This is a genomic window from Alcaligenes parafaecalis, from assembly GCF_026344135.1.
Lineage (GTDB): Bacteria > Pseudomonadota > Gammaproteobacteria > Burkholderiales > Burkholderiaceae_B > Alcaligenes > Alcaligenes parafaecalis.
Genome location: NZ_JAPKNA010000002.1, coordinates 511,975 through 530,814 on the forward strand (window position 1 = coordinate 511,975; position 18,840 = coordinate 530,814).

At 56.2% G+C, this 18,840-nt stretch carries 21 protein-coding genes; 7 read left to right on the forward strand and 14 right to left on the reverse strand.

Going from position 1 to position 18,840, the window contains the following annotated elements:
* Positions 1–95 precede the first annotated feature (95 nt).
* The 3 genes from obgE to rplU form a co-directional block, all read right to left on the reverse strand.
* A complete protein-coding gene (gene obgE / locus OSH09_RS09245) occupies positions 96–1,184 on the reverse strand; it encodes a GTPase ObgE (protein WP_266120815.1) in 1,089 nt (362 codons plus the stop codon).
* Between the two features lie 285 nt (positions 1,185–1,469).
* Complete coding sequence (rpmA, locus tag OSH09_RS09250) at positions 1,470–1,730, reverse strand: 50S ribosomal protein L27 (protein WP_009460566.1); 261 nt, start codon at positions 1,728–1,730, stop codon at positions 1,470–1,472.
* Between the two features lie 50 nt (positions 1,731–1,780).
* A complete protein-coding gene (gene rplU / locus OSH09_RS09255; protein ID WP_003801901.1) occupies positions 1,781–2,092 on the reverse strand; it encodes a 50S ribosomal protein L21 in 312 nt (103 codons plus the stop codon).
* Positions 2,093–2,483: 391 nt separating this feature from the next.
* On the opposite strand from rplU, the gene OSH09_RS09260 reads away from it, so the two are divergent.
* Together OSH09_RS09260 and OSH09_RS09265 are read left to right on the forward strand one after the other, a co-directional pair.
* Positions 2,484–2,687 carry a CsbD family protein gene (locus OSH09_RS09260; protein WP_207872220.1) on the forward strand — a complete coding sequence of 68 codons (204 nt, stop codon included), beginning with the start codon at positions 2,484–2,486 and terminating at the stop codon, positions 2,685–2,687.
* 105 nt (positions 2,688–2,792) lie between these two features.
* Complete coding sequence (locus OSH09_RS09265) at positions 2,793–2,954, forward strand: DUF1328 domain-containing protein (protein WP_009460570.1); 162 nt, start codon at positions 2,793–2,795, stop codon at positions 2,952–2,954.
* A gap of 74 nt (positions 2,955–3,028) precedes the next feature.
* On the opposite strand, the gene argJ is transcribed toward OSH09_RS09265, so the two are convergent.
* On the reverse strand, positions 3,029–4,255 hold the full coding sequence (gene argJ / locus OSH09_RS09270; protein WP_266120816.1) for a bifunctional glutamate N-acetyltransferase/amino-acid acetyltransferase ArgJ: 1,227 nt from the start codon (positions 4,253–4,255) through the stop codon (positions 3,029–3,031).
* Between the two features lie 93 nt (positions 4,256–4,348).
* A complete protein-coding gene (locus tag OSH09_RS09275) occupies positions 4,349–4,879 on the reverse strand; it encodes a MarR family winged helix-turn-helix transcriptional regulator (protein WP_207872218.1) in 531 nt (176 codons plus the stop codon).
* Between the two features lie 731 nt (positions 4,880–5,610).
* Here OSH09_RS09275 and OSH09_RS09280 point away from each other — a divergent pair.
* Positions 5,611–7,260 carry an AMP-binding protein gene (locus OSH09_RS09280; RefSeq protein WP_222668823.1) on the forward strand — a complete coding sequence of 550 codons (1,650 nt, stop codon included), beginning with the start codon at positions 5,611–5,613 and terminating at the stop codon, positions 7,258–7,260.
* Between the two features lie 54 nt (positions 7,261–7,314).
* On the opposite strand, the gene hemL is transcribed toward OSH09_RS09280, so the two are convergent.
* The 3 genes from hemL to OSH09_RS09295 are packed head-to-tail and all read right to left on the reverse strand — an operon-like array spanning position 7,315 to position 10,131.
* Positions 7,315–8,598, reverse strand: coding sequence for a glutamate-1-semialdehyde 2,1-aminomutase (hemL, locus tag OSH09_RS09285; RefSeq protein WP_207872216.1), 1,284 nt, complete (start codon positions 8,596–8,598; stop codon positions 7,315–7,317).
* 44 nt (positions 8,599–8,642) lie between these two features.
* Positions 8,643–9,329 carry a thiamine phosphate synthase gene (gene thiE / locus OSH09_RS09290; protein WP_207872215.1) on the reverse strand — a complete coding sequence of 229 codons (687 nt, stop codon included), beginning with the start codon at positions 9,327–9,329 and terminating at the stop codon, positions 8,643–8,645.
* Positions 9,322–10,131: a bifunctional hydroxymethylpyrimidine kinase/phosphomethylpyrimidine kinase gene (locus tag OSH09_RS09295; RefSeq protein WP_222668821.1), complete on the reverse strand. Its 810-nt coding sequence runs from the start codon at positions 10,129–10,131 to the stop codon at positions 9,322–9,324. Before OSH09_RS09295 ends, thiE begins: the two co-directional genes overlap by 8 nt.
* Positions 10,132–10,271: 140 nt before the next feature.
* Here OSH09_RS09295 and OSH09_RS09300 point away from each other — a divergent pair, with 140 nt between their 5' ends.
* From OSH09_RS09300 to OSH09_RS09315, 4 genes are all read left to right on the forward strand, one after another.
* Positions 10,272–10,436 carry a rubredoxin gene (locus tag OSH09_RS09300; protein WP_009460582.1) on the forward strand — a complete coding sequence of 55 codons (165 nt, stop codon included), beginning with the start codon at positions 10,272–10,274 and terminating at the stop codon, positions 10,434–10,436.
* Positions 10,437–10,548: 112 nt separating this feature from the next.
* Entirely contained in the window at positions 10,549–11,070 is a 522-nt protein-coding gene (locus OSH09_RS09305; protein WP_376912179.1) for a YqgE/AlgH family protein, read from the forward strand.
* Positions 11,063–11,494, forward strand: a complete 432-nt coding sequence (gene ruvX / locus OSH09_RS09310; RefSeq protein ID WP_266120818.1) for a Holliday junction resolvase RuvX — start codon at positions 11,063–11,065, stop codon at positions 11,492–11,494. Before OSH09_RS09305 ends, ruvX begins: the two co-directional genes overlap by 8 nt.
* A gap of 26 nt (positions 11,495–11,520) precedes the next feature.
* Positions 11,521–12,282: a lysophospholipid acyltransferase family protein gene (locus tag OSH09_RS09315; RefSeq protein ID WP_376912180.1), complete on the forward strand. Its 762-nt coding sequence runs from the start codon at positions 11,521–11,523 to the stop codon at positions 12,280–12,282.
* 19 nt (positions 12,283–12,301) lie between these two features.
* Here the strand turns inward: OSH09_RS09315 and OSH09_RS09320 are convergent, their stop codons facing one another.
* The 6 genes from OSH09_RS09320 to OSH09_RS09345 all read right to left on the reverse strand — a co-directional run bounded on the left by OSH09_RS09320 (position 12,302) and on the right by OSH09_RS09345 (position 18,799).
* On the reverse strand, positions 12,302–13,138 hold the full coding sequence (locus tag OSH09_RS09320; protein ID WP_266120820.1) for a symmetrical bis(5'-nucleosyl)-tetraphosphatase: 837 nt from the start codon (positions 13,136–13,138) through the stop codon (positions 12,302–12,304).
* A 3-nt stretch (positions 13,139–13,141) separates the two neighbouring features.
* Positions 13,142–14,302: an LPS export ABC transporter permease LptG gene (gene lptG / locus OSH09_RS09325; protein ID WP_266120821.1), complete on the reverse strand. Its 1,161-nt coding sequence runs from the start codon at positions 14,300–14,302 to the stop codon at positions 13,142–13,144.
* Between the two features lie 53 nt (positions 14,303–14,355).
* Positions 14,356–15,075 carry a monofunctional biosynthetic peptidoglycan transglycosylase gene (gene mtgA / locus OSH09_RS09330; protein ID WP_222668817.1) on the reverse strand — a complete coding sequence of 240 codons (720 nt, stop codon included), beginning with the start codon at positions 15,073–15,075 and terminating at the stop codon, positions 14,356–14,358.
* Between the two features lies 1 nt (position 15,076).
* Positions 15,077–15,928 (reverse strand): shikimate dehydrogenase, encoded by an 852-nt coding sequence (gene aroE, locus OSH09_RS09335; RefSeq protein WP_207872209.1) that lies wholly within the window; start codon positions 15,926–15,928, stop codon positions 15,077–15,079.
* Positions 15,929–16,034: 106 nt separating this feature from the next.
* Positions 16,035–16,904, reverse strand: a complete 870-nt coding sequence (locus OSH09_RS09340; RefSeq protein ID WP_266120822.1) for an energy transducer TonB — start codon at positions 16,902–16,904, stop codon at positions 16,035–16,037.
* A gap of 5 nt (positions 16,905–16,909) precedes the next feature.
* Positions 16,910–18,799: a ribonuclease catalytic domain-containing protein gene (locus OSH09_RS09345; RefSeq protein WP_266120823.1), complete on the reverse strand. Its 1,890-nt coding sequence runs from the start codon at positions 18,797–18,799 to the stop codon at positions 16,910–16,912.
* Between the last annotated feature and the right edge of the window lie 41 nt (positions 18,800–18,840).

Consider the following 18,840-nt stretch of genomic DNA (forward strand, 5'->3'; position numbering starts at 1 on the left):
GAAAATGCCAGGAGTAGGGCGGCTGGTTTAACCGCGTCTTCCGGGCATTTTGGGGTTCAGTCTCAGGGCCGAAGCCCTGGACCTGTGTAGCACGATCAGTCTGGAGCAAACCTCTCGTCGTAAATATGGGTGCCATCGGCAATGTCTTGCTCGATATGCTCTTTGCGGCTTTCTTCGTCCAGCCAGGACTGCAATTGGTACACCAGATCCTGGGTACCCACGCCTGTCAGTGCGGAGATGCCAAAGACCGGGCCTTCCCAGTTCAGTTCTTTGAGCAGCTTGGCTTTCAGATCTTCGGGGTCGGACACCATATCCAGCTTGTTCAGAACCAGCCAACGGGGCTTGGCGTAAAGCTCTTCGCTGTACAAACGCAGCTCTTCAACAATAGCGCGTGCTTCTGTTGCCACTTTGGTGACGATATCCTCGTCCGGGTCCAGGCTGGAGACATCCAGCAGGTGCAACAGGATACGGGTACGGGTCAGGTGGCGCAGGAACAAATGGCCCAGACCGGCACCTTCCGACGCGCCTTCGATCAGACCAGGAATATCCGCAACCACAAAGCTGTGGGCTTCGGACGAACGCACCACACCCAGATTGGGGTGCAAGGTGGTGAAGGGGTAGTCCGCAATGCGGGGCTTGGCGTTGGAAATACGGGTGATCAGCGTGGATTTACCCGCGTTAGGCATACCCAGCAGGCCCACATCGGCCAGCACCTTCAGTTCCAGGCGCAGCTTGCGATGCTCGCCTTCCTTGCCGTAGGTAAATTGACGTGGGGCACGGTTCACACTGGATTTGAAGTGCAGGTTACCCAGACCGCCTGAGCCACCTTGAGCCAGGGTGATCTTCTCGCCGTGGCGCTTCATGTCAAACAGTTGTTCGCCGGTTTCCGCGTCAAAAATCATGGTGCCTACGGGCACGCGCAAGATGATGTCCTCACCACCCGCGCCGTACTGGTCAGAGCCACGGCCATTTTCGCCGTTGCGAGCGCGGTGCAGGCGGGCGTAGCGGTAGTCGATCAAGGTGTTGACGTTACGGTCGGCCTCGGCATAAATGCTGCCGCCGCGTCCACCGTCGCCACCATTGGGGCCACCTTTTTCAATAAATTTTTCTCGGCGGAAACTGGCAGCGCCGTTTCCACCTTTGCCTGCGACCACTTCAATGGTCGCTTCGTCTACGAATTTCATGGTGATGAGTGCTGTATAGGTCCAGGGGCCGCAGAACAGTATTTGCTGCTGGTCTGGGAGCAGACCATTTTAAACAAAAACCCCAATTGCTTAGTGTATAGGAGATTGGCTTATCTGCCGGTATGTGCTGTGATAGTGGCCGATTTTTAATCTCTTGCTGTGGCCGTAGGGAGACTGGCTAAGCCGGGTGTGTGGGTTTGCAAATGGCACAATGGCCATACATAAAAAAAGCCCTGCCTATGGCGGCAGGGCTTTTTCGTAGCGACTACGTTTTAATCGAGGGGCTTATTCGCCAGCAACGACCGAAACAGTACGCTTGTTCAGAGCACCAGTGATGGAAAATTTGACTTTGCCATCGACCAGGGAGAACAGGGTGTGGTCTTTACCAATGCCCACGTTCACGCCGGGGTGAAACTGAGTACCGCGCTGACGAACAATGATGCCGCCAGCCGAAATTACCTGACCGCCGTAGACTTTAACGCCCAGACGTTTGGCCTGTGAGTCACGGCCGTTCCGCGTAGAGCCGCCGCCTTTCTTCTGTGCCATTTCTTTAGCTCCTAGATGAAGAAAATACCAAATTCGCTTTTAGCAACAACTTAGGCGTTGATCGCTTCGATGCGGATTTCGGTGTAGTTTTGACGATGGCCTTGCGTTTTGCGGTAGTGCTTGCGACGGCGCATTTTGAAAATCTTGATTTTGTCGTGACGGCCTTGCGCAAGAACGGTAGCCTTGACCACAGCACCAGCAACGAAAGGAGCACCGATTTGCAGTGCTTCACCTTCGCCGACGGACAGAACCTGGTCAAGCGAAATTTCTTGCCCAATGTCTGCCGGTATCTGTTCTATTTTGAGTTTTTGGCCAGCAGTAATGCGATATTGCTTACCGCCGGTTTTTATAACCGCGTACATAGGGAATCCCTTAAAGAGTCAAACAGGCATCGCGCAAAGGCTGATTACTGCCCCTTGCAATGCCATCTAACATAAAAAAATCTTGACACGCAAAATGCCAAGCAAAAGATAATAGGATAAAAAGGCTTTGCTGTCAATGGCTTGGGGCTGGCCCTGTCAGTATTTTGCATCCAATCCTTTCGTTTTCACTGGGCAGCAGAGGGGCGGGCAGGGACGCAGACTGTGTCAGGCAGGTCAGAGCGGGAGATTCCCCGGATCCGGGCAGAAGCTAACTTGTTACATTTCCCCTCAATCTGTGGCCTTTGCGTTGCCGTCCTTTCGTTACGGTAGAGCTGTTGCGTTCACTGAAGCGTAAGTCATTTATTTTTCGAACCTGACTAAGGGGAAACGTATGAATAAGGACACGATCGAAGGCAAATGGAAACAACTGGCTGGCAAGGCTCGCAGCGTTTGGGGCGAAATTACGGATGACGACTGGGCCAAGGTTAAAGGTGATGCCACCCAATTGGCGGGCCTGGTGCAAGAGCGTTATGGCCGTACCCGCGAAGAAGCGGAGCGCGAAGTAAAAGATTTCTACGACAAGTACGACCGTTAGTGAGGTGGGACCTGTTTTTTGTCTGATGCCTATTTCTTGAGCCGTAAAAAACGGCCCGCCAGACAAAGCCTTGATCCTGTACGTACTGATAATGAGGAGAATCGTATGCTTTACTACGCCGTCATCTTTTTTATTGTTGCTATTGTGGCTGCTGTATTGGGCTTTGGCGGTATTGCCGCCGGTGCTGCGTCCATTGCCAAAATTCTGTTTGTGGTGTTCTTGATTCTGGCGGTGCTTTCGCTGGTCAAGGGCATGGGCAAGAAATAGAACAGGCCCGCTAGGGGCGGGCCTGTCTGAAGTGCCAAACCGCTTTTACCGATTGGGTGAAAGCGGTTTTTTTATCAGGAGCGGTAGTCGGCGTTGATGGTCACGTATTCGTGCGAGAAGTCGCAGGTGTAGACCGTTTCGCTGTGTTGACCACGGCCCAGGGAAACACGCACCAGAATTTCGGCTTCCTTCATGACGCGCTGGCCGTCTTCTTCCTGGTAGTCGGGGTTGCGACCACCGTCTACCGCTACCAGCACATCACCCAGCCACAGACGCAGCTTGTTGACGTCCAGATCGGTGATACCGGCATAACCGATAGCGCACAAAATACGGCCCAGGTTCGGGTCGGAGGCAAAGAACGCCGTTTTCACCAGAGGCGAATGGGCGATGGCGTATGCCACTTTCAGGGCTTCTTCGCTGGAACCGGCGTCATCGACCTGAACCGTCATGAATTTGGTGGCGCCTTCAGCGTCACGCACGATTTTCTGGGCCAGTTCGCGCGAGGCGTCGACCAGGGCATCCAGCAAGGCGTTGTAGTTAGGATCCGCAATGGATTCTACCGTCACACCGCTTTGGCCGGTTGCCATGATGATGAAAGAGTCGTTGGTGGAAGTGTCGCCATCAACCGTAATACGGTTGAACGAGCGGTCAGCCGCCAGACGGCACATATCGCGCAGCAGTTCGGGAGCAATACCGGCGTCAGTGGCCAGGTAACCGAGCATGGTGGCCATATTGGGGCGAATCATGCCCGCGCCTTTGCTGATGCCTGTCAGGGTGACGGTTTTACCGGACAGTTCAATCTGACGCGATACGATTTTTGGCTGCGTGTCGGTGGTCATGATGCTGTGGGCAGCATTGAGCCAGTTGTTGTCGGACAGATCATTCACCGCTGCGGGCAGAGCGCCTAGCAGGCGATCCATAGGCAGGGGTTCCAGAATCACGCCCGTGGAGAAAGGCAGCACTTGCTGGGGCAGAATGTTCAGCAGACGGGCCGCTTCTTTACACGTTTGCTGGGCTTTTTCCAGGCCAAGCTGACCAGTACCGGCGTTGGCATTGCCGGTGTTGATGACCAGGGCGCGAATGCCATCGTGGGTAGCCAAGTGCGCTTCGCACACTTGCACCGGGGCGGCACGGAAGCGATTGGTGGTGAACACGCCCGCCACGCTAGTGCCGGGGGCCAGTTCAAACACGGTCAGGTCGCGTCGGTTAGCCTTGCGGATACCGGCTTCGGTAATACCGATTTTGACACCGGCAATGGGGTAAATATCAGATTCAGAGGGGATGAACAGATTAACGGCCATGACGCGATCCGGAAAACAATGTTAAAGGCGGCTCAAAGCAGTAATGATACTTGCTTTGAGCCGCCTGAGCATAGCTTTGGTCGCGTGGCGTTTTTAGCTTTGGCGAGCGGCCAGTGCCACGTTGTTGCGTGTGATCAGCTTGAGTTCGCCCAGCGCTTCAAACAGGCTGGAACGAGCCTTTTCCGACAGGTTGGCAAACATCTCTTGTAGCCACTGTTCGTGGGAGGCAGCCATTTTCTTGAACTGGCGCTTGCCCTTGGGTGTCAGGCGGATCAGGGAGCTGCGACGGTCGGTCAGCACCTTGATGCGTTCGACCAGGCCTTCTTTTTCCAACTGATCGGTAATGCCCGTGATATTGCCGTTGGTAACCATAAGGTGGCGGGACAGCTCGCTCATTTTCATGCCGGCGGGCTGACGCTGCAATTGCGCCATCAGGTCAAAGCGGGGCAGGGTTGTGGTGTGTTCGGTGCGCAGTCGGCTGCGAATTTCGCCTTCAACCAGATTGGTGCAGGCCATCAAGCGGAGCCACAGACGGGTGTCGAAGTGGTCGTCGCTATGGGCACGGCTTTCCAAGTCGGGAGCGGCATCGGCGACGGCGGAAGCGGGGATATCGTTCATGATCATAGATAGCTTGCCTTAATGGTGCATGTCCAAAATATTTAGCTTTGAAGGACGCAGACCGCAGCCATGAGCAAGCTGGGTTAGCTTGGAGGGTATCTTAGGGGCTGCATCGAAGTTTGACATTGCGACAGATCAAAGTAAATTCGTTTTTAAGCTTAAATTAATCAACTTCATGGAAAGCGCTGGCAGGGCTTGCAAAGCATTAGGTAAAAAAATGCAAACTCTTGTCTGCTATTACTTTCACTGCCGCGGCTTTGAATATTGACCTACTTGCGCTCGGACGTGAACCTGAGGCGATAAGCTGGCTAAATTCAAGTGATTATTTAGTTGAAGTATAAGGCATTTGCCTGGATATCGCCTGTTTGCCTAATCACTTTCCTGCTATTTTTGATATTTTTTTTTGTTTCAAAAATAATGTTTGCCGTAATTTTTCTTCATTGAAAAAAATCCACGCTACGGATCGATTTATTTCTTATATCCTGACATTTCTTATTCTTTTTTTGATGCACACGCACAGGCCTCAGGGATCTTCAGGCTTCGTTAGGATACCCCTTGAAACAGCCGATGGTGATGCGCTACTGCGGATAACCCGTAGTCGGGATTACTGATGTTGGGACGTTTTTTTTGCTAATATCCTTTAGAACTAAACAATATAGACCTTGCCAATTTGGCTGGCGCCTTTGTCAGAGCAGGGTCTACGCCTGAGTGGGGCGTAATCTACGCAGGAGATAAGGATGGAACGTTCAGCGCACCTTGATACCTTTGCACGCGACAATCTGCCACCCATGGAGTGGTGGCCGGAAATGTTGCTGGAAGGAAATCCGGATGTGGACTACCCCGCTCGTCTTAATTGCGCTGTTGCGTTGTTGGGGGAGCAGGTAGCAGCGGGGCATGGTGATCGCGTGGCTTTGCAGTGGGCACAGGGCGATGAGAATCGCAGCCTGAGCTACAAGCAACTGGACGTGCTGACCAACCGTATTGCGCATGTCCTGGTTGAGGACCTGAAACTGGTGCCCGGCAACCGGATTTTGCTGCGTGGCCCCAATAACCCCATGATGGCCGCTTGCTGGCTGGCCAGCATCAAGGCTGGTCTGGTGACGGTTCCCACTATGCCTTTGCTGCGTGCGGTGGAACTGAAGACCATTCTGGACAAGGCCGAGATCCATGCCGCCTTGTGTGACGAGCGCCTGCGTGAAGAGCTGGAGCACTGCATGGACTCCGCGCATGATTCTTATGCGCCCGTGCTGAAGCAACTGCTGTGCTTTAACGATGAAAGCGCCACAGGTCTGGAGGCCTTGCTGGCAGACAAGCCTGAAGAGTTCACCGCTTGCGATACGGCGGCTGATGATATTTGCCTGATCGCATTCACTAGCGGAACGACTGGCCAGCCTAAAGGTTGCATGCATTTCCACCGTGATGTGCTGGCCATGTGCGACACCTTCTCGCGTCATGTGCTGCGTTTGACGCCAGATGATGTGGTCTGCGGTACGCCTCCTTTAGCGTTCACCTTTGGTCTGGGCGGTTTGCTGTGCTTCCCGCTGCGCGTGGGTGCGTCTACCGTCTTGCTGGAGCGTCTGACACCCTCGGATTTGTTGGGCATGATTGATCGCTTCAAGGTCACCATGAGCTTTACCGCACCTACCTTCTATCGTCAGATGGCTGGTTTGGTGGATCGTTACTCCCTGGCCAGCTTGCGTGCCACCGTATCGGCAGGTGAAGCCTTGCCAGATGCGACGCGTCAGCTTTGGAAACAGGCCAGCGGCATCGAGATGACGGACGGTATTGGTGGCACGGAAATGATTCACGTGTACGTGTCCAGCCCGCCAGAAAAAGTGCGTGCCGGTGCGATTGGCCAAGTGGTCCCTGGCTATGTCGCCACGATTCTGGACGATGATCTCAATCCTGTGCCGGTCGGTACGGTAGGCCGTTTGGCCGTTAAAGGCCCAACGGGCTGCAAGTATCTGAACGACGAACGTCAGAAGCAATTTGTGCAAGGTGGTTGGAACTTCCCTGGCGATACCTTCAAGATGGACGAAGACGGCTACCTCTACTACCAGGCCCGTAACGACGACATGATTGTTTCTTCGGGCTACAACATTGCCGGTCCAGAGGTGGAAGGCACCTTGCTCAAGCACGAGGCTGTGGCCGAGTGCGGCGTGGTGGGTGCTGCGGATGAAGAGCGTGGCCAGATTGTGCAGGCGTTCATTGTGCTCAAACCCGGCTTTACTGGCAGTGACGAGCTCAAGAAAAAGCTGCAGGATTTTGTAAAGGAGAATGCCGCTCCGTACAAATACCCGCGTGCCATCGAGTTTGTAGCTTCCTTGCCTCGTACTGAAACGGGCAAGTTGCAGCGCTTTGTGCTGCGTCAGATGGCTCAGGACTGAGTCATCAGGCAATAAAAAAGCGGGCCTAGGCCCGCTTTTTTGTGTCCGGCGTTTTTAGTTTTTGAAGCTAGCAAAAACTTCGCGGGCTGCTTGCACGGTTGCGTCGGTAATGTCGGAGGTGTGCTGCACCGACACAAAACCGGCTTCAAAGGCCGAGGGTGCAAAGTACACGCCCTTGTCCAGCATGGCGTGGAAGAATTGCTTGAAGCGTTCGATGTCGCCAGCCGAGACTTCGGCCAGGGAAGTGGGGACGTTCTCGCTGAAGTAGATACCGAACAGACCGCCCTGGTGGTCGGCGGTGAACGGGATGCCTGCTTCTTTGGCAGCCGCTTTCAGGCCCTGGATCAAGTTGGCGGTATTGGCCGTCAGGGTGTCGTAGAAACCGGGTTGAGCCAGTTTTTTCAAGGTAGCCAGACCGGCGGCCACGGCTACGGGGTTACCGGACAGAGTACCTGCCTGATATACGCCGCCTACGGGGGCTACGCATTGCATGATGTCGCGGCGACCACCGAAGGCACCAACGGGCATACCGCCGCCGATGACTTTGGCCAGTGTTGTCAGGTCGGGGCGGATGTTGGTCAGACCTTGCACGCCTTGGGGGCCAACACGGAAGCCGGTCATGACTTCGTCAAAAATCAGCACGGCACCGTATTCGGTACACAGTTCGCGCAAGCCTTCCAGGAAACCGGGGGCAGGGCGTACCAGATTCATATTGCCTGCAAAGGGCTCAACGATCACGCAAGCGATTTCATCGCCCTTTTGTTTGAAGGCGTCGCGTACGGCGTCCAGCTTGTTGTAGTCCAGCACCAGAGTGTGGGCCACGAATTCGGCGGGCACGCCAGCCGAGGTGGGGTTGCCAAAGGTCAGCAGGCCGGAACCGGCTTTGACCAACAGGCTGTCGGCGTGGCCGTGGTAGCAGCCTTCAAATTTGATGATGGTGTTGCGGCCGGTAAAGCCACGGGCCAGACGAATGGCGCTCATGGTGGCTTCGGTGCCGGAGCTGACCAGACGCACTTGCTCGATGGATGGCAGCATCTTGGTCAGGGTTTCAGCCAGCACGACCTCGCCTTCGGTAGGCGCGCCGTAGGACAGACCGTGTACGGCGGCTTCCTGTACGGCTTTGATAACGTCCGGATCGGAGTGGCCCAGAATAGCCGGCCCCCAGGAACCTACGTAGTCCGTGTATTGCTGGCCGTCTGCATCCCAGATGTAAGGGCCTTGGGCGCGTTCGATAAAGCAAGGTGTACCGCCCACGGAACCGAAGGCACGGACAGGCGAGTTGACGCCGCCGGGGATGACTTTGCAGGCACGTTCAAAAAGTTCGGAGTTACGGGACATGAGGCAAGAATCCAGATGTGAAAAGGTCAAGGCCAGGCAAGGGATCAGCGCACAAAGCGCGATGAGTCCTGGGCGTGAAAGTAGTCGGTAAAGCGTTGCGCCGTAGCGCGTATATCGCTGGTTTCAAACAGGCTGCTGATAACGGCAACGCTATCAACCCCTGCTTCCAGCAGTTCGGGCATTTTCTCGGGTGTGATGCCGCCAATGGCCACAATGGCAGCACGCCGTCCCTCGTGTTCTTGTTCTTGGCAAAGCAGTCTTGCTTGTCGCAAGGTGTTCAGTTCAGCCGGTGGGGCTTCGGGTTTGACGCTGGATGGATACATGGCCCCGAAGGCAATGTAGTCTGCATCGTCCGCCAGGGCCTGGCGAGCCAGATCCAGACTGTTGTAGCAGGAGCGTCCCAGCAGGGCTTGCGGCCCCAGTGCCTGACGGGCCTGGGTCAGTTCGCCATCGCTTTTACCCAGGTGTGCGCCTTGCACGTCAAACTCTTGCGCCCAACTCCAATGATCGTTCACCAATAACGGCAGATCCAAAGACAGGCATAACTTGATCAACTCTTTGAGTTGTTGCTGGCGGATTGGTTCCGGGCCGTTCTTGCGACGAAACTGCAAGACCTGCAAACCACCTTCGTGAGCGGCGCGCACTGCGTTCAACAGGCGGGCGGTGTCGTCCCATTCGGGAGTAATGCCGTAGAGACCGGCAGGAAAGCGCAGGGTGGTGGCGTCAGTCATTTTGGGGAGCAACAGGGTTGAACAGGCGGTGGCCCATACCGGGCTGGAAGGTGTCGGTGGCGCGTGCCTGTAGATGCAGCAAGGCTGATTCTACCGCGTTATCCAGCTCGTGGCCTTGAGCCAGAAAGCTCAGGCAAGCCGTAGCCAGCAAACTATCGCTGTCCTGCTGGCGCACACCGCCATCGAGCGGAATGCTGTAGTCCAGTCGGCCATGATGCCCCTGGAAACGGGTATGCCACTGCCCGGCGGCACCCGGTACGCCCGTTACCAGTACGGCATTGGCGCCGTTATTCAGCAAGGTTTCCACGGCGTCGGGGGTGTCGCCCAGCAGTTCGTCGGCTTGCCAGCGCTCCAGGCTGGGGTGGTCGATCAGTAATAAAGAACTGAGCGGCAGCAGCAGGCGTAAACTGGCATCCAGGGCGTCGTCTGCATCCAGCTCGTCCAGGCCTGTGGGCATGGCGCTTAAATGCAGGACCAAGGGCAGTTCGGGGTAGTCGGAGCAAAGCTCGGCCACCATGCTGGCGATTTCGGGGCTGTAGACGGGGCCGCACTTGATGGCCTGAATATTCATGTCTTCCAGCAAGCAGCGTGCCTGGTCGTCGGCAATGTCTTCAGCCAGAGTCTGGATGTTTTCCTGCTGGGCGCTATCGCGTACCAGCAAGGCGGTCGGAACGCTGACAATATGGCAGCCCAGACGAGCGCCAGTGATCGCATCCGCAGGCAGGTGAGCCCCACCGCTGGGGTCATAGGGAGCCAGCACGAGGGCCAGGGCAGGACTTGAATTTTTGATTTCAGCAGCCATCTTGTCTTGGTTACACATGCAGGGCCAGCACGGCTCTGGATGTCACGGGTTGAGTAATTTAGTAATATGAACCCCATTTTAATGGATTGCCCCGATTTGCACGCGGATCGGACTATGTTTACAAATACAGTAGGAATACTATGCGTACGTGGATGTGCCTGATTTGCGGCTGGATTTATGATGAAGAAGCAGGCTTGCCTGAGGAAGGCATTGCGCCGGGCACACTCTGGGAAGATGTCCCTCCAAACTGGGTCTGTCCCGAATGCGGCGCTCGTAAGGAAGACTTTGAAATGATCCAGGTGTGATCATTTCAAGTTCCAAGGTGGTTTGTTTTGACGGGAGGTGTGTATGAGTGCCACTAGCCAGTCCCCGCTAATCCAAGAAAGCGCTGATTTAACGCACCACCTGTTACTTGCCATGCCCGGTGTGGTATCGGGCAGCTTGGCCGACACGGTGATTTATGTCTGTGAACATAATGAACAAGGCGCCTTGGGTCTGGTCATTAATCGACCAACGGATCTAAGCCTGGTTGAGCTTCTGTCTCGTATCGAGGTGGACGTAGAAAACCGGGCGGATCTGGCCGCGACCTCCGTTTACTTTGGCGGACCTGTGCAAACGGACCGCGGCTTTGTTCTCCATGACTCCGATAAAATCTATACCTCCAGCTTGGGGGTGGGTGATCTGACCCTGACGACTTCCCGCGATGTTTTGCAGGATGTGGCTCAAGGCCAGGGACCAGTGCATATGCTGGTTACGCTGGGCTACGCCGGTTGGGGTGCCGGTCAGTTGGAAAGCGAGATGGCTGACAATGCCTGGCTGAGCATTAAAGCCACCCATGAAATCTTGTTCTCTACGCCAGTCGGCGAGCGCTACGATCGTGCCCTTGCTCTGCTGGGAATCAGTCCTTTTACCCTGACAGGTGCTGCGGGCCATGCCTGAACACGAAACCCCGTCAACGGTCAGCTCGGCGCAAACCTTGCTGGCCTTTGACTATGGCCTGAAAAAAATTGGTGTGGCTTTAGGTAATACCTTGACGCGCCAGGCCCGCCCTTATACGATTTTGCGGCCCGTCACGCGGGAACAGCGCTTTGCGGCTATCGAGGCTTTGCTAAAAGAATGGCAGCCTGATCGCGTCGTGGTGGGTTTGCCTTTGACCCTGGATGGTGGCGAGCAGTATGCTTCGCTGCGGTGTCGGCGTTTCGCCAACCAACTGCATGGTCGCTACGGCGTAGCAGTAGACCTGGTCGATGAGCGGGGCTCCAGTATGGAAGCTCAAGAATTGCTGGGCAATAATGACGATGATGATGCCATGGCAGCCTGCGTAATCCTGCAGCGATATCTGGATAGCCTGCCACGGGCCTGAGCCCTCTACAAGGTTGCAGCCTTTTGATTAGTTTATTTCGTTTTAGTTGGCGCGCCGTCGCCCTGATTGTGTGGATCTTATTCGGTCTGTTCAGCGTCGGCCTGGTTTTTCCGGTATTGCGCCCAGGTGGGCGTCGCGTCATGGTACTGCTGATGTCACGCCTGTTGATGCGTATCTGCGGTGTGCGTGTTATTGCGCATGGTCAGGCTGTGCAGGATCGCGCCGTGCTCTATGTCTCCAATCACGTGTCCTGGCTGGATATCTTCGTCATCAATAGTGTGCGCTGCACGTCTTTTATTGCCAAAAGCGATATTCGGCGCTGGCCTGTCATCGGCTGGCTGGTTGCCGGTGCAGGGACCGTATTTATCGAGCGTGGCCAGCGTCGCGCCATTCAGATTGTCAGCCAGCAAATGGCTACCTGCTTCGAGCGGGGTGATGCGGTTGGGCTCTTTCCTGAAGGCACAACATCCACGGGGCTGGATGTGCGGCCCTTTCATGCCAGTTTGTTTGAGGCTGCCATTGCCTTGAATGTGGATATTCAGCCTATGGCCTTGGTGTTTGAACACGCAGGGCAACGCACCGAGCGTTTTGCTTTTGTGGGTGAACAATCCCTGGTTGCGAATATCTGGGTCTTGTTAAGCGCCCGCAAGGTGTCCGTGCATTGTCATTTTCTGGAATTGATTCCCGCTCAGTCCTGTACGGAGTGGGGGCGTTCACAGACGGCGCAGCAGGCCAGGGAGCAAGTCCGCGCCATTGTGTGTCCTGAAGAGCTTGCAGTAGAAGTCTAAAGGGCCAGGCCGCCTGGGTTCAGGTCGGCTTTTTGCTTTCTGGACAATGAATTTGTACCAGATGACGGTCCTGCAAACGGACCGCGCTTAACTGGCGTCCCCAGACACAACCCGTATCCAGGCTGATCACGGTAGGCGTGTTCAGCAAGCCCAAGGTAGACCAATGACCAAAAATAATAGGCACGTGGGCACAGGCGCGATTCGGTAGTTCGTACCAAGGCAGCAAGCCGGACTCGGTATCAGGCGCACCCTTGTGCTTGAAGTCCATATGGCCATTCACATCGCACATGCGCATGCGGGTCAGGGTGCTGACAATGGCACGCAGACGGTCGTAGCCTTGCAGTTCGGCATCCCAGCGGTCGGGGTTGTTGCCGAACAATTCGATAATCTTGTCTTGCCAGTCATCCGCACGCAGCAGCGTTTCCAGTTCGTGGGCGTATTCCAGCGCCTGTTCTGGGCTCCAGTCAGGATGCACACCGGCATGAACCATCAAATGTCCATGCTCGTAATGAGCCAGGGGCTGGTGTCGCAGCCAGTCCAGCAGCTCTTGCGCGTCTGGCGCAGCCAGCAGTTCCTGCAAGGTATCCTGCTTGCCGGACTTGCGTACCCCGGCAGCAACCGCCAGGCAGTGAATGTCGTGGTTGCCCAGCACGCAAACAGCGCGATCACCCAGAGAGCGAATCAGACGCAGGGCACCCAGAGAGTCCGGGCCGCGGTTGACCAGATCGCCCGCAAACCAGAAGGTGGCCTGGCTGTCAGCCGCCACATCAGGATGGCTGAGCAAGCTGTCCAGGGGGCGGCAGCAGCCTTGAATATCACCAATCGCCCAGATGGCGGGGGAAGTTGCTAGGGACATGATTTAGTTGGTTGTGCTGGAGTTGCGACGTCGCCGGTTGTGCCGGTTTTCCATCATGATAAGAGCACTCAAGGCCATAGCCATAGCGACCAAGTTCGGCACCAGTGCCGTGACCCACGGCGCCAGATTGCTAAGCATGGCTACGTTCAGGGCAAGCTGGTTGATCATGAAAAAGCCCACGCCCAGCAAGATGCCGGTAAAGACCTTGGTTCCCACACCGCCGTGGCGGGTTTGCATGAAGCCGATAGGTGCAGCAATGGTAATCATGACCAGCAAGGTAAAGGGGTAAGCCACTTTGCGCCACAGGGCCACAACCTGACGTTTGGTTTGCAGCTTGTTCGCGTCCAGATAGCCGATGTAGTCCTTCAAATCCAGAATGGACATGCGCTCGGGGGTGACCACACGGGCAATCAGACGGTCGGGCGTCAGTGTGGTGGTCAGTGTCAGGTCCGGGCGTTTTTCAATACGCACCAAAGGCTGATCGGGTGCTTTGTCTTGCGCCAGGGCCTTGTGGGACTGTTCACTCAAATGGGTTTCGGTAACGTCCTGCAAGTCCAGTTGGTTCTTGTGGAACTGGCCAGTGGGTGCTTGTGTCATGGTGTTCAGGCGTTGTCCGTCAGTGAAGTCAAACACACTGACATCTGTCACGTTGCCATTGCCCTGCAGATTGGCAATATTGATGATGCGTACGCCACCACTGTCATTGCTCTCTTTGAACCAATATCCACTTTCGAGCCGTCCACCCCCTGAGCGGCCCAGCAGGGCCATGCCTTGTTCGCTGGATTTGATCTCGGCCATTGGGGTGACATACTCGGACAATACAAAGGCACCGCCTACCAGGGGTAGTGTGATGGTCCAGAGCATCAGCATCATGTGCAGGCCGCTGACGCCCGAGGCTCGCAAGATAACCAGCTCATTGCGCTGGGCCAGGCTGGCCAAAGCCAGGGTGGCCCCAATCAGCAAACCGATGGGCAGCAAATCGTACAAACGGGTGGGCAGTTCTAGCGCCTGAATGTAGAACAGATTGGCCAAGGTAAATTTGGAGCCGACTTTGTCCAGCTCTTCGATCAGGGCGAAAAAGGTAAACAGGCCAAGCAAGGCAATCAGCACCACGGCGCTGGAGCGATAGATTTCGGAAGCGAGATAGCGGCGAGCGGTGCGCATGAAAATAGGGCCCAGGAAAGACGTGGCTAGCTTAACAAAAATGCGGATTGCAGTCAGGGAATAGCGACTTGTCGCATACGTTGACTGATGGTGCGCGTGCGCGATTGCAGATAGGGGCTGTTACGGTTTTTGTCATAGTAGGCTGGGTTGGGCAACATGCCCGCCAGCTTGGCGGCTTGCAGGGCGCTGAGCTTGGCGGCATCAATTTTGAAGTAATGGCGCGAAGCGGCTTGGGCGCCAAATACTCCTTCTCCCCATTGGGCCACGTTCAGGTACAGCTCCAGGATGCGTTCCTTGCTCATGACGGTTTCAATCATATAGGTCAGAATCAACTCCTGGCCTTTACGAAAATAACTGCGTGATTCCGATAGAAACAGATTCTTGGCCAACTGCTGGGAAATAGTAGAGCCACCGCGGCGGCGGGCAGAGCCCTTTTCCGACTGGCGACGGTTGTATTCCCAGGCTTTACGGATGGCATCCCATTCGACTCCGGAATGGTTCAGGAAGTTCGAGTCTTCGGATGCAATCACCGCGCGCTTCAAGTTCGCATTGATCTGGTCGTAGGGGACCCATTGGTAGCGTAATTCAGCGTCGGCATTGGTACTGCGCAACTGGCCCTGTTCTGCCGCCATAAAGGTGGTCATGCGGGGCGGCACCACGCTATACCAGAGCACCATCAAAAAGAGGGCGATCTGATAGAGCAGGACACCAGCGGCCACGGCCAGAACGGCCAGGCCAGCCAGTTTCCAGGGGTGGGCCAGAAGGCGACGCACGTCAGACTTGTCCGATAGCCTGGCGCAAGCTGGCCAGTACGGGTTCTACATCGGCCTCGACACCATGCCAAATCTGAAAGCTGGCTGCGGCCTGGCCGACCAGCATGCCCAAGCCATCTTTGCTATGGGTGGCACCAGCCTGTTCGGCAGCGCGCATGAAGGCGGTAGGTTCGCTGGCGTAGAACATATCGTAGGCCAGGGAGTTGCTGCGGTAGCGGGCGTCCGGCAGTTCGGGCAGATTCTGGTTCAGGCTGGCCGAGGTAGCGTTGATCACGATGTCCCAGTCGCCACAGTGGTCATCCAGACCGCCTGCGCTCAGACGACGCGAGGCATCCGGGTCCAGGGCAACCACTTGTTCACGGATGTCGTAGGCCTTGGCGCTGGTGCGATTGATAATGTGCAGCAGCTCGCAACCCGCTTCCAGCAAGGGGAACACGACCCCACGCGAGGCACCGCCCGCACCAATCAGCAAGATGCGCTTGCCTTCCGGGTTATGGCCGACGCGCAGCAGGTCCGCGCACAGGCCCACGCCGTCCGTATTGCAGCCATGCAACTGGCCATTTTCCAGCCACAGTGTATTGACGGCCCCGGCCATGCGGGCACGGCGGCTCAGATTCGAGCCCACCAGGTCATAGGCTTGCTCTTTGAACGGCAAGGTCACGTTCAGGCCGCTGCCGTCTTTGAAGAACTCCTCCACCGTGGCGCTAAAGCCATCCAGGGGTGCAAGAATGCGTTCGTAGCTTAGGGCCAGATTGAACTGGCTGGCAAACTGCGTATGGATTTGTGGCGAGCGGCTGTGCTCGATAGGGTGACCAATAACGCCGTAGCGCTTGGCAGGAGTCGTGTCGGGCATGGTTAAGCGATGCGTGTCTTGTTGTGAGGTGTCAGCACCGAGGCTGAAAGGACGTATTTTACCCCAGGGTCTGCTTTAACTAGAGCTTGCTGTGGACAATACGGTCTTAGGGTGAGCCCGGGCTGTGCATACTGAGTTTGTCATGCGTGAAACTCCAGGTTCGGGTGATCACCAGCACATCCGAGCCGGGTGCCAATTGTTCGGGCAACGGTGCAAAAGGGGCGGCCAGTTCCACAATGCGGCGGGCAGCCAGATTCAAGGCTGCCTGCTCAGAAGCTTGGGTAATCTGGGCACGTAAAAGACTGCCATCGCGCCGGATATAGACGGTCATCTGAAGCTGGCCATAGAGCTGCTCGCCTGCTTGCTTGGGGTAGTGGCGTGTGCCGGTCTGCTCAATTTTCTGACGCCATTGATCCAGGTACTGGGCTTGATCACTGGCTTTGGCACTGGGGCCTACGTAGTGGTAGCGGGGCTGGCGTTGCTGTTCACGAATTTGCTCGCGCAAAATGGCCAGCTGGCTGTTTTGAACTTGCGGGTCCAGATCGTGGTCGTCGGGGCCAGGCTCAATGGACGCACCAATATATTCAGGGCTGGGTGTCGAGGGGGGCGCTTTATCCTGACTTTCCAGTTCGCCCAGCAGACGCTGCTGTTCCGCTTCCAGGCTTTGCTGGCGCGCGCGCAAGGCTTCCAGCACTAATTGATTGGGCAGATTGGGATCAGTGAGCGGAAGAGGGTTGCTGGCTTGCCCTTGCTGATGCTCTCCGCCACCGTCCAGATTCAGTTGGGCCAGCAGTTGGGGGTGCAGTGGCACCGAGTCGGTACTGAAATTGACCAGCGCCACATCCAGACTCTGGGCTGCGGCGGGCAAGGGCGCACGAGCAGGCCAGAAAATCAGCAAAAGGTGGATCAGGGCCGAAAGGGCGACCGCCAACCATAGATAATCTTTGGGTGCGTGGCGGCGGTCGAGCGTGGCCATGGTCGTCAGTCAGCCGTGGCGACCGAGCGTAAACGAGCTTCCACCGTCAAAGCCAGCTCATCAAAAGACAGCAGATCGAGCGTCACTTCCTGACCACGCTCCAGCGCTGGCAGGCCGGGGACATGCAGTACCAGAGGCGCATTGCTCAAACGCAGCAGGTCTTCCTTGATGAAGTTGGCCTGAACTTGCTTGATGTCGTTTTGTTGCAGCCAGCGCAGGCACCAGAAGCGCTCCAGGGAGGACTGGTAATCCGACCACTGGGTGTATTGCGATTCAAAGGCGCCAATAATGGCGTACAAATCAGCATCCTTGGGCTGGAAGGGGGCGGCCAGACGCGCAGAAATTCCGTGTTCGGCAGCTGCCAGAATCTGGCCCTGATTGATCAGGTCCACATAGCGACGCAATGGCGAGGTGGACCAGATGTATTGCGGTACGCCGATGGAGTCGTGCGGGCCGGGTGTGGTGGACATGCGCGTACGCATGAACTGTTGGGAGCGGTAAATACCGGGCACATTGTGCTCGGCCAGCAAGCCGCCCCACAGTTGATTGGCCAGAATCATGTATTCGGCCACCAGCAGACTGAGCGGCGCATTACGCACGCGAGGCACCAGACGAATGATGGAATTAGGATCATCGTGCGGGCCATCCAGCTCAAAGCTGTATTCCACGCGATTATTGTTTTCAGGCTTGCCACGCACGGCTTCACGCTGGGCCGACAGTTGGCGCGAGAAATTCCACAGCGGGCGCAGCCATTCTGCATAGGGCAGCTCGGCATTTTCGTCGGCCAGGGCTTCTTCGCTGATCAGCGGGTCCAGTTCGTGCTGACGCAAGTTGCCCGCCACGGTAATGCGTTCCAGACGGGTCTGGTGCGACAGAATCTCGCCGGTGCTGATGTCTGCGTCTACATACAGTGACAGGGTAGGGCGAGTTTTCCCTTGATCCAGGGAAAAGTGCGCAATCAGTTCGGGCGGCAACATGGGGATCTTGTAGCCCGGTGTGTACACCGTAGCCATGCGGTTGCGCGCGATCTGGTCAATTTCATTGCCACGTGCCATCGCCAGCGAAGGCACGGCAATATGAACCCCGATACGCAGACGGCCCGGCTCCGGGTGCTGGACGGACAGGGCATCGTCAATTTCAATGGTATTGGCATCGTCCACCGAGTAGGCGGTGACATTGGCTTCAGGCAAGTCCTGACCCCAGCTTTGCAGGGCAACAGCGGGGAAACCTGTTCCTTTGGGGAAATGGGAGGCCAGGAAACGGTGTTGGTGCAAGGTCAGGGGATTGGACCAGGCGCCTAGCGACAGCAACAGTTTCTCGGTGCTGACGCCCAGTTCTTTCTGGGCCTGATCAAAGGCTTTCCATTCCAGCGTGTTCTTGTCTGGCTGGGTCAGGAAGGTGCCTGCTTTTTCGGCAACTTCGGGCGGCAACTCGCCCTTGATCATCTGCTCGGCCCAAGTCTGGATTTGTTCTTGTTGCAGGCGCTTCTTTTCAATCGCGGCCAGGGCAGCTTGCAGAATGTCGGGAGGAGCAGGGCGGTACAGACCTTTGCCACGGCGGTGGAAGTAGGCTGGTGCGCTGTGCAGGGCAAAGATGGTGCCGGTTTTTTCGATGGCGCTGGGTGCGTGGCCGAAATATTCTTGTGCCAGCGTGGATGCCTCAAACTCGTCCTGGGGGGCGCATTCCCACAAAAAGTTGATATCCAGGGATTCGGCCAGCGCTTGCGCTTTTTCCAGCAGCTCTGCCGGGGCAGGTTGCTCGAAGGTAAATAGAACGCTGTTTTTCTTTATTTTGCTGCGTTTGCCAGACGCGGATTCCACCTGCATGGTGGTATCGCTGTCAGAAAATATTTTTTCTGCTTTGAAATTACCGCTGTCTTCAAAAAGGACGTACATGATTTTCCATCTGGATGGTGCTGGCCATCCGGTAAAGATAG

Coding starts and splice junctions, on each gene's coding strand:
- obgE (WP_266120815.1), bottom strand. CDS start 1,184: ATGAAATTCGTAGACGAAGCGACCATTGAAGTGGTCGCAGGCAAAGGT.
- rpmA (WP_009460566.1), bottom strand. CDS start 1,730: ATGGCACAGAAGAAAGGCGGCGGCTCTACGCGGAACGGCCGTGACTCA.
- rplU (WP_003801901.1), bottom strand. CDS start 2,092: ATGTACGCGGTTATAAAAACCGGCGGTAAGCAATATCGCATTACTGCT.
- OSH09_RS09260 (WP_207872220.1), top strand. CDS start 2,484: ATGAATAAGGACACGATCGAAGGCAAATGGAAACAACTGGCTGGCAAG.
- OSH09_RS09265 (WP_009460570.1), top strand. CDS start 2,793: ATGCTTTACTACGCCGTCATCTTTTTTATTGTTGCTATTGTGGCTGCT.
- argJ (WP_266120816.1), bottom strand. CDS start 4,255: ATGGCCGTTAATCTGTTCATCCCCTCTGAATCTGATATTTACCCCATT.
- OSH09_RS09275 (WP_207872218.1), bottom strand. CDS start 4,879: ATGATCATGAACGATATCCCCGCTTCCGCCGTCGCCGATGCCGCTCCC.
- OSH09_RS09280 (WP_222668823.1), top strand. CDS start 5,611: ATGGAACGTTCAGCGCACCTTGATACCTTTGCACGCGACAATCTGCCA.
- hemL (WP_207872216.1), bottom strand. CDS start 8,598: ATGTCCCGTAACTCCGAACTTTTTGAACGTGCCTGCAAAGTCATCCCC.
- thiE (WP_207872215.1), bottom strand. CDS start 9,329: ATGACTGACGCCACCACCCTGCGCTTTCCTGCCGGTCTCTACGGCATT.
- OSH09_RS09295 (WP_222668821.1), bottom strand. CDS start 10,131: ATGGCTGCTGAAATCAAAAATTCAAGTCCTGCCCTGGCCCTCGTGCTG.
- OSH09_RS09300 (WP_009460582.1), top strand. CDS start 10,272: ATGCGTACGTGGATGTGCCTGATTTGCGGCTGGATTTATGATGAAGAA.
- OSH09_RS09305 (WP_376912179.1), top strand. CDS start 10,549: ATGCCCGGTGTGGTATCGGGCAGCTTGGCCGACACGGTGATTTATGTC.
- ruvX (WP_266120818.1), top strand. CDS start 11,063: ATGCCTGAACACGAAACCCCGTCAACGGTCAGCTCGGCGCAAACCTTG.
- OSH09_RS09320 (WP_266120820.1), bottom strand. CDS start 13,138: ATGTCCCTAGCAACTTCCCCCGCCATCTGGGCGATTGGTGATATTCAA.
- lptG (WP_266120821.1), bottom strand. CDS start 14,302: ATGCGCACCGCTCGCCGCTATCTCGCTTCCGAAATCTATCGCTCCAGC.
- aroE (WP_207872209.1), bottom strand. CDS start 15,928: ATGCCCGACACGACTCCTGCCAAGCGCTACGGCGTTATTGGTCACCCT.
- OSH09_RS09340 (WP_266120822.1), bottom strand. CDS start 16,904: ATGGCCACGCTCGACCGCCGCCACGCACCCAAAGATTATCTATGGTTG.
- OSH09_RS09345 (WP_266120823.1), bottom strand. CDS start 18,799: ATGTACGTCCTTTTTGAAGACAGCGGTAATTTCAAAGCAGAAAAAATA.